Annotated in this window: 10 protein-coding genes and 1 pseudogene; 6 read left to right on the top strand and 5 right to left on the bottom strand. The window is 48.6% G+C overall.

Annotated elements, in window-relative coordinates; translation table 11 throughout:
* The first annotated feature begins 154 nt into the window (after nucleotides 1-154).
* On the top strand, nucleotides 155-1,849 hold the full coding sequence (dld, locus tag IO95_RS23200; protein ID WP_037384866.1) for a D-lactate dehydrogenase: 1,695 nt from the start codon (nucleotides 155-157) through the stop codon (nucleotides 1,847-1,849).
* A 188-nt stretch (nucleotides 1,850-2,037) separates the two neighbouring features.
* Here the strand turns inward: dld and IO95_RS23195 are convergent.
* Nucleotides 2,038-3,135: pseudogene (locus IO95_RS23195) on the bottom strand (ISAs1 family transposase).
* 303 nt (nucleotides 3,136-3,438) lie between these two features.
* Here IO95_RS23195 and pstS point away from each other — a divergent pair.
* The 5 genes from pstS to phoU all read left to right on the top strand — a co-directional run bounded on the left by pstS (nucleotide 3,439) and on the right by phoU (nucleotide 7,975).
* On the top strand, nucleotides 3,439-4,479 hold the full coding sequence (gene pstS / locus IO95_RS23190; protein ID WP_023490509.1) for a phosphate ABC transporter substrate-binding protein PstS: 1,041 nt from the start codon (nucleotides 3,439-3,441) through the stop codon (nucleotides 4,477-4,479).
* An 88-nt stretch (nucleotides 4,480-4,567) separates the two neighbouring features.
* A complete protein-coding gene (gene pstC / locus IO95_RS23185; protein ID WP_023490510.1) occupies nucleotides 4,568-5,524 on the top strand; it encodes a phosphate ABC transporter permease PstC in 957 nt (318 codons plus the stop codon).
* Between the two features lie 7 nt (nucleotides 5,525-5,531).
* Complete coding sequence (gene pstA, locus IO95_RS23180) at nucleotides 5,532-6,407, top strand: phosphate ABC transporter permease PstA (protein WP_037385002.1); 876 nt, start codon at nucleotides 5,532-5,534, stop codon at nucleotides 6,405-6,407.
* A 53-nt stretch (nucleotides 6,408-6,460) separates the two neighbouring features.
* Nucleotides 6,461-7,231 carry a phosphate ABC transporter ATP-binding protein PstB gene (gene pstB, locus IO95_RS23175; RefSeq protein WP_369794340.1) on the top strand — a complete coding sequence of 257 codons (771 nt, stop codon included), beginning with the start codon at nucleotides 6,461-6,463 and terminating at the stop codon, nucleotides 7,229-7,231.
* A gap of 12 nt (nucleotides 7,232-7,243) precedes the next feature.
* Nucleotides 7,244-7,975, top strand: coding sequence for a phosphate signaling complex protein PhoU (phoU, locus tag IO95_RS23170; protein ID WP_023491302.1), 732 nt, complete (start codon nucleotides 7,244-7,246; stop codon nucleotides 7,973-7,975).
* 80 nt (nucleotides 7,976-8,055) lie between these two features.
* Here the strand turns inward: phoU and IO95_RS23165 are convergent, their stop codons facing one another.
* The 4 genes from IO95_RS23165 to IO95_RS23150 are packed head-to-tail and all read right to left on the bottom strand — an operon-like array spanning nucleotide 8,056 to nucleotide 12,448.
* Entirely contained in the window at nucleotides 8,056-9,501 is a 1,446-nt protein-coding gene (locus IO95_RS23165; RefSeq protein ID WP_023491300.1) for an NAD-dependent succinate-semialdehyde dehydrogenase, read from the bottom strand.
* Nucleotides 9,498-10,544: an aldo/keto reductase gene (locus IO95_RS23160; protein ID WP_023491298.1), complete on the bottom strand. Its 1,047-nt coding sequence runs from the start codon at nucleotides 10,542-10,544 to the stop codon at nucleotides 9,498-9,500. The genes IO95_RS23165 and IO95_RS23160 overlap by 4 nt, the downstream gene beginning before the upstream one ends.
* A 10-nt stretch (nucleotides 10,545-10,554) precedes the next feature.
* Nucleotides 10,555-11,058, bottom strand: coding sequence for a formaldehyde-activating enzyme (gene fae, locus IO95_RS23155; protein WP_023491297.1), 504 nt, complete (start codon nucleotides 11,056-11,058; stop codon nucleotides 10,555-10,557).
* A gap of 28 nt (nucleotides 11,059-11,086) precedes the next feature.
* Complete coding sequence (locus IO95_RS23150; protein ID WP_023491296.1) at nucleotides 11,087-12,448, bottom strand: MFS transporter; 1,362 nt, start codon at nucleotides 12,446-12,448, stop codon at nucleotides 11,087-11,089.
* Between the last annotated feature and the right edge of the window lie 162 nt (nucleotides 12,449-12,610).

Genomic DNA, 12,610 nt, shown 5'->3' with positions numbered 1-12,610 from the left:
AACACCTCACCACTGAGTAATTTGCATGACGCTACGACTCATTAATAATTTTTACCATTTGTTGTTTGTTGTCAGACAACGTAACTTAGACTGGCTTGCTTACATTAATGCAACAAACACTTAAATTTCTATGAACAGGAAGAGGAGTGACATGATGTCATACACAAATCAGGAGTTTATCAATCAGCTAAAAAATATTGTCGGTAGTTCTCAACTGCTCACCAGTGAAAACAGTACCGCTCGTTATCGCAGAGGATTCCGCACCGGCGAGGGCAAAGCTCTGGCAGTGGTATTTCCCAGCGGTTTGTTGCAACTCTGGCAGATTTTACAATTATGTGTTGCTGCCGATACAGTTGTGATTATGCAGGCAGCAAATACCGGCCTGACTGGCGGCTCAACACCGTTTGGCGATGATTATGATCGTGAAGTGGTGGTTATTAATACGCTGCGGCTCGACCATCTGCATCTATTGGATCATGGTAAGCAGGTTGTCTGCTTCCCTGGAAGTACACTTGCCGGGTTGGAAAAAAAACTCAAGCCTTACGATCGCGAACCTCATTCTGTGATCGGATCTTCATGCATCGGTGCTTCGGTGGTGGGTGGTATCTGTAACAGTTCAGGAGGTTCGTTAGTAAAACGTGGCCCAGCCTATACTGAAATGGCGTTGTACGCCAAGTTAGGCGCTGATGGTCAACTGCAGTTAGTCAATGAGTTAGGGATTAAACTAGGCAATACGCCGGAAGAAATCCTTACTCGATTAGAACAACAGAATTACCAACCAGAAGATATAGAGTATGGCACGCTAAGAGCGTCAGACAATGAATATGTTAGTCGGGTACGTGATGTTGATGCAGATACGCCTTCTCGTTTTAATGCAGACAAACGCCGTTTATATGGCGCCTCTGGTTGTGCTGGCAAACTGGCGGTATTTGCTGTGCGCTTAGATACTTTCGCCAAAGAGGGTATTGAACAGGTGTTCTATATCGGCACCAACAATACGGCGGTGTTCACCGAATTGCGGCGCCATATACTCAGTAAATTTGAAAACCTGCCAGTAGCGGGTGAGTATATGCACCGCGACATTTTTGATGTTGCTGAGCGTTATGGCAAAGATACATTTATGATGATAGATAAGTTTGGCACCGAACAGATGCCTCGTTTCTTTACCCTGAAAGGGCGTATGGATACCTATCTGAATAAAGTGCCATTTCTGCCCCGTAATCTTGTCGACCGCATGATGCAGAAAATAAGTGGTTTATCCCCCAACCATTTGCCAATAAGCCTAAAAGAGTACCGCGAACGCTTCGAACATCATCTTATGCTCAAAATGTCAGGCCCAGGGGTAGCAGAAGCACAGAATTATCTACAGCATTACTTTACCCAGGCTGACGGTGACTTCTTTGTTTGCACCGAAGAAGAAGGCAAAAAAGCATTTTTGCATCGCTTTGCTGCAGCGGGGGCTGCCGTGCGCTACCAGGCGGTGCATGCCGATCAGGTACAGGAGATTTTGGCGCTGGATATCGCGTTACGTCGCAACGATTCCGAATGGTTTGAAACCTTGCCACCAGAGATCGACAACAAGCTCCTTAAGAAACTATATTGCGGCCACTTTATGTGTCACGTTTTTCATAATGATTACCTGGTGAAAAAAGGAGTAGACAGCAAGGCATTAAAAGAAGAAATGTTGGCGCTCATTGACCAAAGAGGTGCGGAGTATCCTGCCGAGCACAATGTCGGGCATATGTATCAGGCCAAAGCCGATTTGCAAGTATTTTACCAAGAAGCCGATCCGACCAACAGTTTTAACCCTGGTATTGGTAAAACCAGTAAACAGAAATATTGGGGATAAAAACAAGATACTGTTCCATTACAGGAAAAGGGTTAAGTAGCAATGAATTGATTTTTAAGCAGTTCAAGGATGAACTGCTCTACTGGGAATATTCCTGGTGGCCAGACGACATGACTGCAGCTTGAATATCGACGTGTACAGAACTTGAGTGAGGATCGGTCAGGGCGGGAGCATACTTTGCTTGTTATTTAACCAAAGAATAACTGAGCCCGATAATTGTCATCCCAACCTGCCTTTTTTAGCTTGTTTCTCTGACTCGGCGCACCACAATTGCTCTACTTTATGATATTCAGAACAAACCGCCGGAATAGCGCCATATTCTCGACCGCATCCTCCATCGCTATTCTGGAGGCATCTTCATTGAACACCACATCAAGAATGTAATGCTGGCTGTTCTCGATCCGCCAGTGTTGACGAATATAGTGCCCGAGCAGCTTGTGTTTGGGGGATAACGAGCTGACATAGTAGGCGGTCTCTACCGTTCCTTTTCCGTTGGCGCTGCGGTGACGCTCAACGGCGATGATGCTGCGGATTGTCGGCCATTTCTCCGCCAGCTCGGGCGGTAATTTTGATTTTAATTGAAAGACATAGCGCTCTTCTTGGCGGCCATGACCATTCTCTTTGTGCTCGACGATTATCTTCTCTTTCTGTGCGTCAAAGAGTGCCTGAAATTGCGATTGAACGGCTTGATACAGCTTCGGTTGGTTCTTCTTTACCTGAACCACCACATGTGCCTTCTTCTCGCTGATTTTCTCCAGCGTCTCACGCTGACAATGCAAGGCATCAAGCGTCACAACGGCGCCTTTAAGCTCAAGAATTTCCAGCATTTCTTTGACCGTTTCGAGTTCCCCTTTCTTATTTGGGGTTGTTTTCTGGCTTAAAACCAAACCATTTTCGGTATCGTAGGCTGTGACCAGTTGCAGAGCTTCGGCGGCATTTCCGCGGTAGGAACCGCGCAACACCTTGCCGTCAAAGGCAATGATGGGTTTGCCCTGATGGGTGCGCTGTTCATTGACCCAGCAAAGCAACGCTTCAAGCAGGGTATCGATGACAATGCAGCGCAAAATGCGGGCAATGGTGTGACGGCGCGGGATGCCGTTGGCAAAAGGTCGATACTGACGGAGCCAATCGGCCTTTGAATTGCCATAGGTCTCTATGTCCCGCCAGCCTTCGGCACCACTCATGATGGCGCTGATGACAAGAAACATGACGTCAACAAGGTCATGTTTACGATTGATGTCAGAGCGGGTTTCTTCAACAAGGGTAAGGTGTTCAATCAACGTCATCGAGCGTGCCTCCTATATGGAGACGTGATTAGATCACAGACGATCTGCCCGTTCAAGCTTCATTAACAAAGTGCGATCCCGCCCTGGAGGATCGGTAGGGTTTTACTCAGCTGATATTTTGCATGATGTTTTTTAATATATTGATAATAAAACAAAAAACAAAAAATCCAATCATTGTCATATAACTGTAATATTTTATACATTTTACTGTCATGAAACTGTCCTATTTTCCTTCAATCAGCAATACTTTATTTGACTCAAACAGCCCGAAGTCGATTTTTAAATATCCCATTAGGAGGGATCATGAAACTGATGCGTACCACTGTCGCCAGCATTGTCGCAGCGACTATCTCCTTGGTCTCTGTATCTGCATTCGCTGCTGCGAGCTTGACCGGTGCAGGTGCGACATTTCCCGCTCCGGTTTATGCCAAGTGGGCAGATTCTTATCAGAAAGAGACTGGCAATAAAGTTAACTATCAGGGGATTGGTTCCTCTGGTGGTGTGAAGCAAATTATTGCTAACACCGTTGACTTTGGTGCTTCCGATGCTCCTCTGTCTGACGATAAGCTGGCTGCCGATGGCCTGTTTCAGTTCCCAACCGTGATTGGCGGTGTGGTACTGGCTGTCAACATCCCAGGCATCAAATCCGGTGAACTGACTCTCGATGGTCAAACCCTGGGTGATATCTACTTGGGTAATATCACAAAATGGAATGACCCAGCGATCACTAAACTGAACCCAGGCGTTAAGTTGCCAGATCAGAATATTGCCGTGGTACGCCGTGCAGACGGTTCTGGTACTTCTTTCGTCTTCACCAGCTATCTGTCTAAGGTTAATCCTCAGTGGAAAGAGAAAGTGGGTACCGGTTCAACGGTTAAGTGGCCAACCGGTTTAGGTGGTAAGGGCAATGACGGTATTGCTGCATTTGTCCAACGTTTACCTGGTTCTATCGGTTATGTAGAATACGCTTATGCCAAACAGAATAATCTGGCCTACACTAAATTAGTCTCTGCTGATGGTGAGCCAGTGAGCCCAACCAAAGAGAGCTTTAGCGCTGCAGCCAAAGGTGCCGACTGGAGTAAAACCTTCGCTCAGGACTTGACCAACCAAAAAGGTAATAATGCTTGGCCAATTACTTCCACTACCTTTATTCTGATGCACAAAGAGCAGAAGAAACCAGAGCAAGGTACAGAAGTACTGAAGTTCTTTGATTGGGCCTATAACCAGGGTGCTAAACAGGCTCTTGAACTGGACTACGCTATACTGCCAGATGAGGTAGTTGAGCAAGTCCGTGCAGCTTGGAAGACCAATATCAAAGACAGTTCTGGTAAAGCATTATTCTAAAAACACAAGAGGTGTGGTATACACCTTGCCTGATGTGTCGGGGCTCAGTAAGCTGAGCCCTTTAAGCTTTATAACAGAAGAGTAATCTATGGCTGGGCCTAAACCGACCATTAAAGCACCGAGTAAAAACGGTGACATTATCTTCAGCGCGCTGGTTAGACTGGCCGCGCTGATTACCTTATTGCTGCTGGGCGGCATTATTGTTTCGCTGATTATTGCCTCCTGGCCAAGTATGCAGGCGTTTGGTTTCGCTTTTCTGTGGACCAAAGAGTGGGATGCACCCGCTGAGCAGTTCGGTGCCTTAGTCCCTATTTACGGGACGTTAGTCACCTCTCTGATTGCCTTGATCATTGCGGTCCCGGTCAGTTTTGGTATTGCGCTGTTCCTGACGGAACTCGCCCCTAATTGGCTTAAGCGCCCGTTAGGTATCGCCATTGAACTGTTAGCGGCGATCCCAAGTATTGTTTACGGTATGTGGGGTCTGTTCGTGTTTGCTCCACTGTTCGCCCAATATTTCCAGACTCCGGTGGGCAATGTCCTTTCTGGTATTCCGATTGTTGGTGAATTATTTTCTGGCCCGGCTTTCGGTATCGGTATTCTGGCTGCCGGGGTGATCCTGGCTATTATGATTATTCCTTACATTGCCGCAGTTATGCGTGATGTATTCGAACAAACCCCGGTAATGATGAAAGAGTCCGCCTACGGTATTGGTTGTACTACCTGGGAAGTGATTTCGCGTATTGTCTTACCGTTTACTAAAAATGGGGTGATTGGCGGTATTATGCTGGGTCTGGGGCGAGCTTTGGGGGAAACCATGGCAGTCACCTTCATTATCGGTAACACCTACCAACTCGACAGTTTCTCACTGTTTATGCCTGGCAACAGTATTACCTCAGCATTGGCCAATGAATTCGCTGAAGCGGAGTCGGGGCTGCACACCTCAGCATTAATGCAACTGGGGCTGATCCTGTTTGTTATCACTTTTATCGTCCTTGCGCTGTCAAAACTGATGGTTATGCGCTTGGCTAAAAATGAGGGGCGTTAAAGTGACCATGTTGGATTCTGTAGAGCTGGCGGAAAGCCGCCGTAAAATGCAGGCTTGGCGCCGCCAGAAAAACCGCATTGCACTGTTCTTGTCACTGGCGACGATGGCCTTTGGTCTGTTCTGGTTGGTGTGGATTCTGTTTTCTACCATTACCAAGGGCATCGATGGTATGTCGCTGGCGTTATTCACCGAAATGACGCCACCACCCAATACGGCCGGCGGCGGTTTGGCTAACGCCATTGCCGGTAGTGGTTTGCTGATTCTGTGGGCGACCGTCTTCGGTACACCGTTGGGCATCATGGCAGGCGTTTATCTGGCGGAATATGGCCGTAAATCCTGGTTGGCTGAGGTGATCCGCTTTATTAACGATATTTTGCTGTCTGCGCCGTCAATCGTGGTGGGGTTGTTTGTTTACACCGTGGTGGTGGCTAAAATGGAGCACTTCTCTGGATGGGCGGGGATTATTGCCTTGGCTTTGCTGCAGATCCCGATTGTGATCCGCACCACCGAGAACATGCTCAGACTGGTGCCCGATACGTTGCGTGAGGCCGCTCATGCACTGGGAACACCCAAATGGCGTATTATTTCTGCCATTACCTTGAAAGCTTCTATCTCCGGTATCATTACCGGTGTATTACTGGCTATAGCACGTATTGCAGGTGAAACAGCGCCATTGCTGTTTACCTCGCTGTCAAATCAGTTCTGGAATACCGACCTGATGCAGCCGATTGCCAACCTGCCAGTGACCATCTTCAAGTTTGCCATGAGCCCGTTTGCCGAATGGCAGCAATTGGCTTGGGCAGGCGTATTGTTGATCACCCTGTGCGTACTGTTACTGAATATCCTGGCGCGTGTGATTTTTGCCAAGAAAAAGCATTCATAAAAATTTAAGCGCCGTTGGTTCGGCGCGGTGAAAAGAGAGAAGTCTTGATGAGTATGGTTACTGACGCTCCCAGCAGCAAAATTCAGGTACGCGATCTGAACTTTTACTATGGCAAATTCCATGCGCTGAAAAACATCACCCTGGATATTGCCGAGAATAAGGTAACGGCCTTTATCGGCCCATCGGGTTGCGGTAAATCAACGTTGTTACGTACTTTCAACAAGATGTATCAGCTATATCCAGAGCAACATGCCGAAGGCGATATTATATTGGATGGGCAAAATATTCTGACGGATAACCAGGATATCGCCTTACTGCGTGCCAAGGTGGGCATGGTGTTTCAAAAGCCAACACCGTTCCCGATGTCGATTTATGACAATATTGCTTTCGGTGTACGTCTGTTTGAAAAGCTGTCCCGTGCAGATATGGATGAGCGTGTTCAGTGGGCGCTGACCAAGGCGGCACTGTGGAATGAAACCAAGGATAAGTTGCACCAGAGCGGTTATAGCTTGTCTGGTGGTCAACAGCAGCGTTTGTGTATTGCGCGTGGTATTGCCATTCGGCCAGAAGTGTTATTGCTGGATGAGCCGTGTTCGGCACTTGACCCTATTTCAACTGGTAAAATTGAAGAGTTAATCAGTGAACTGAAGTCTGAGTATACCGTGGTTATTGTGACCCATAATATGCAGCAGGCGGCACGTTGTTCTGACTCCACCGCATTTATGTATCTGGGGGAGTTGATCGAGTTCAGTGATACTGACACCTTGTTTACTGCACCGCAGAAAAAGCAGACTGAAGATTACATTACTGGCCGTTATGGTTGATAAGGGTGCATCATGGACAATCTGAATTTAAACAAACATATTTCTGGCCAGTTCAACGCAGAGCTTGAGTATATCCGCACCCAGGTGTTGACGATGGGTGGGCTGGTTGAACAGCAACTGAGTGATGCTATCACGGCGATGCATAACCAGGATGGTGAGCTGGCTAAACGGGTGATCGAGGGTGATGCCAAGGTCAATATGATGGAAGTAGCCATTGATGAAGCCTGTGTGCGTATCATTGCCAAGCGCCAGCCAACCGCCAGCGATTTACGCTTGGTGATGGCGATTATCAAGACCATTTCTGAACTGGAACGTATCGGTGACGTTGCAGATAAAATCTGCCGTACGGCACTGGAGAAATTTTCTCACCAGCATCAACCGCTGTTGGTCAGCCTGGAGTCTTTGGGGCGCCATACCGTTCAGATGCTGCATGATGTGCTGGATGCCTTTGCGCGTATGGATCTGGATGAAGCGATCCGTATTTACCGTGAAGACAAGAAGGTCGATCAGGAGTATGAGGGTATCGTGCGCCAGTTGATGACCTACATGATGGAAGATTCGCGTACCATTCCCAGTGTATTGACGGCGTTATTCTGTGCCCGTTCTATCGAACGTATCGGTGATCGTTGCCAGAACATTTGTGAATTTATCTTCTATTTCGTCAAGGGCCAGGATTTCCGCCATATCGGTGGGGATGCACTGGACAAATTACTGGCAGAAAGTAAAGGCGAGAAAAAAGAGTAATTTTATTAAAAAATTACTGTTAATGGCGCTGGAAACAGCGCCTTTCTTTTGTTTATCGAATTCACAACAGTTTATCGAATTTACAGCAGTTGGCCGATATTGACGTATTTGGTTTCCTGATATTCATCCAGGCCGATATCCGCCCCTTCGCGCCCCAGGCCTGACTCTTTCACCCCACCAAAAGGGGCGACCTCAGTAGAAATAATCCCTTCATTAATACCTACCATGCCGCTTTCCAATGCTTTGGTAACACGCAAGGCGCGCGCCAAATCACGGGTATACAGATAAGCCGCTAACCCAAAGGGGGTTGCGTTAGCTCGGGTGATGACTTCATCCTCATCGGTAAAGCGGAAACAGGCAGCCAGCGGGCCAAAGGTCTCTTCCTGCGCTAACCGCATCTGCTCTGTGGCGTTAGCCAACACCGTAGGTTGGAAGAATGATCCCCCTAAGTCGGCGCGCTTACCGCCGCACATCAGCTTCGCACCTAACTTCAGGGCGTCCTGTAGGTGTGCCTCCACTTTTTCTACTGCTTTGATATGGATTAGCGGCCCTTGTTGTGCTCCTGGCGTCATACCTGAAGCAACCTTTAACGCTTTTGCGGCATCCGTCAGTTTCTGGACAAAGCGGTCATAAATACCGTCCTGAATGTAGAAACGGTTAACACATATGCAAGTCTGCCCGCTGTTGCGGAATTTGGCGGCCATTGCGCCGGCAATGGCTACATCAAGATCGGCATCATCAAACACGATAAAAGGTGCATTACCGCCCAGTTCCAGAGACAGCTTTTTCACTGTATCTGCTGCTTGGCGCATTAATAACTTACCCACCGGCGTTGAACCAGTGAAAGAAATTTTACGCACTAGCGGGCTCGCCATCAGTGTTTCACCAATGGCGACGGTATCGCCGGAAACCGCATTAATCACCCCGGCTGGAACCCCGGCTTGTTGGGCTAATACAATCAACGCGAAAGCGCTGAGCGGAGTTTCATTGGCTGGCTTAATCACCGCAGTACAACCAGCCGCCAGTGCCGGGCCCAATTTGCGTGTCAGCATGGCTAATGGAAAGTTCCATGGCGTAATGGCCGCAATAACACCCACCGGCTCTTTAAAGGTGAGGATCTGATTGCCATTTTTGGTTGCCGGGATGGTTTTGCCATAGGCACGTTTAGCCTCTTCGGAAAACCATTCAATAAAGCTGGCGGCGTAAGCCACTTCGCCGATGGCTTCGCTGAGGACTTTACCTTGTTCGGTCACCATCAACTCAGCCAGTGCTTGTTGATGCTGCATGATCAACTGGAACCAGCGTCGCAAAATTTCTGACCGTGCTTTGGCGGTTTGAGCACGCCAGGCCGGTAGCGCCGCCGCTGCTGCGGCAATGGCAGCTTCAGTTTCTGCACGGCCAGCCAGGGCAACATCAGCAATTTTTTCACCACTGGCGGGATTATCGACGGGATACGTTTGTGGGGTCGTTTGCCACTGGCCATTGCAATACCAACCGGTACGCAGTAAGGAGGCATAAGCTGTCATGCAATATTCCTTGTTTCTAGGTTATCCACTGCAAAAAAACCGCGTGCTGGGCGGCTGTCACGCAGAATACGCTTGCCCGCGGTGTAGTCATTAATGACATCGCAAGGGGTGTAATTACGCTCCAGCTCATGCTGTTCTTCGTCATTGAGCTGGGTATCTAGTGCGGCAATGGCACTGTTGATCTGTTGTATCGAGTCGGCACCAACTAACATACAATCTACACCTGGGTGGTTAAGTACCCAGGCTTGAGCGACCTGTGCTGGTGGTATACCTCGTTGCTCAGCCACCCGGCTAACCGACTGCGCTATGTTAAGCGAAGTCGCATCAGCATACATTTCTTGGGTAAAAAAATCGGTCTTGTTGCGCACAGAGTTGAAATCGCAACTTAATAGCCCGCGAGCCAATGGGCTGAAGACTGAAATACCCAACCCCTGATCACGGCAAAACGGTATCATTTCACGCTCTTCCTCACGGTAAGCACAGTTGAGTTGCAGTTGCATATTAATGGGTTTGGTATAGCCATTACGCTCGCAATACCATAGGATTTTGGCTAACTGCCAGGTATACATGGTCGATACCCCAACATAGCGAGCCTTGCCAGAATGGACGATATCATTCATCGCTGCCCAGGTTTCTTCAATGGGGGTATTCACATCGAAGTAATGCAACATATAGATATCGACGTAATCGGTGCCCAAACGCTGCAAACTGGCATCGATACTGGCCATGATATGTTTACGTGAATGTCCCTGGTTGTTGAACCCCGCGCCAATCGGGTAGCCTACTTTGGTGGTCAGCACCAGTTCATCACGATTGGCAATGCGCTTGATCACCCGGCCCACCACTTCTTCACCCGCACCACTGGAGTAAAAATCCGCTAGATCAATAAAGTTAATCCCGTTTTCCAAAGCATGGCGGATCAGCGGTTCACTTTGTGCCTCATCGAAAATCCACGGTTTCCACTGTTTACTGCCCATATTCATGGTACCCAAGCACAAACGAGAAACTTTCAAACCACATTGACCCAGATTAATGTACTGCATGCTTCCCTCCTCAGGCTTTTGGGGTGTAGAACGGATTGCCCAACTGTGGCAGGGCTTCAGTCAATTGGTGGCGGGTCGGCAGTTTTTCCATTGCCGCCTGAATAGCTTGGGTACAGGCGAGGTAGTTGTTGTGATAGACCTCGTCAATATTGTTGCAACTGGGGTTGACCCAGTTAGCGGTGACAATACACCATTCATCTTCAGCCTCTGCGGGTAGGGTTCCTGACAGTAGTGCTTCAGTCACCGCCTTAGCGATAGCGGCTTGTGAGGCTCCCCAAGTTGAATTGCCGTGTAATTCACCGCTAATTTCCGCTTTATTGACATACAGCGTCATGGGTTTAGCCGGTACGTTAGGTTTAATTACCACCATAAATGGGCAGTGACCCTGGCTGGGGGATGCCAAGCTGGAAGAGAAAGCCTGGCCGACGACACCATTACGCGGTCCGATCATGATATTGATATGCGAGGCATTTACGCCGTTACCTGCAAACCCTTCTCCGATATACATTTCCACTTAAAGATCTCCTGTTTTTAACATAATGTTATTTAGCCACTGTGGCTAACGTGTTCTCTGTTTGAGGTTGCGAGCCCTGGGCGGCATCCACCAGGGTCAGTCCCTTGGTTTCTGGTGCCCAGGCAATGGAAACAACGGCGCCAATCATCAAGATAAAGGCCAGAATGGCGGTAGTCGTCGGCATGCCGAAATGCACGATAGACAGAGGCAACAGGCCTGTGCCAATGGCGGAGCCTAATCGACTCATGGAGGTTGAAAACCCCACGCCCATGGAGCGGACTTCGGTAGGGAAGCTTTCAGCGGGGAAAACGCCTACCAGATTACTGACTGCTGACATGACTAATGTAAAGGCGGCAAAAATGGCGATCAGCCAGGTTGTTTGGCTACCAGGAAGAATACTTAGCATCACCAGGCAGGCTGCGAGGAAGATAAACGAACCAATCAGGAAACCACGGCGTGAGCAAATCACCGTCAGAACAATTCCCAGCAAGGCTCCGACGATCAACAAGCCGTTAAGCAGCAGGTCAGTGGAGAAGTTATTGTCTAGCCCCATCACCTGCAAAATAGAGGGCAAGAAGGTATAGATGGCAAAGTAAGGGATCACCAGACAAACAAAGAACAGGCTGTTGAACGCGGTACGGCGACGGTATTTAGGCCCAAATAGTGACAAAAAGCGTTGTTTTGATATCACGGGGGCTTCATCAATCAACAGGACATGGGGGCCGAAGTATTTATGTACTATCGCCATGGCTTGTTCCCGTTGTCCTTTCCCCATCAACCAGCGCGGTGACTCCGGTGTACCGATACGCATTAACAGAATTAGCAGGGCGGGTATGGCAGAAGAGGAGAGCAACCAGCGCCAGGCATCGGGCCCTAATGCCGTTAGAAAATGGCCAGCAAAGCCCGCGGCAACATAGCCAAAGGTCCAGATCACACTGAATGAACCGAGTAATACACCTCGATGCTTACGGGGGGCGAACTCGGCCAGCATGGTGTGTCCTACTGAAAAATCCCCTCCTAACCCAATGCCTACCATCACTCGTAACAGAAACAGTTGTTCCGGTGTGGTGGCGAAGAACTGCAGGGCAGAGGCCAGCGTGATAACCACAAAGCTGAAACTGAAGATTTTCTGGCGGCCAATATAATCAGAGATCCAGCCGAGGACCAAACTGCCGATAAATAGCCCAATCAGTGCAGAACTACCAAGCAACCCCTCCCAAAAAGGGGTGAGGCCCATTTGTGGTTTGATTTGTGCCAAGGCGAAGCCGATAACACCGAGTACATAGCCATCCGTAAAATGTGCACCAAAGGTTAGCCCGGCGATTTTGATATGGAACCGATTTAACGGCACATCATCCATACGGATGGATTGTTGGGTTAAAGTTTGCATTTACCTGTCCTCCTGTTGGGAACGGTACGGGTATACCGTTGGTCGGTATTGCTAATTGATTTTTCCTACTCCCATGCATTGACCTTTATGAGTGCCAAAGATGAGAGGAGCGAGTCATCAATTGGCAATGTGAAATGCCTTGATGTTATTTTTTTGTTTTTA

Source organism: Serratia sp. DD3 (assembly GCF_000496755.2).
Note: the sequence above shows the minus strand (reverse complement) of the source record. Positions and strands in the feature narration are given on the sequence as shown.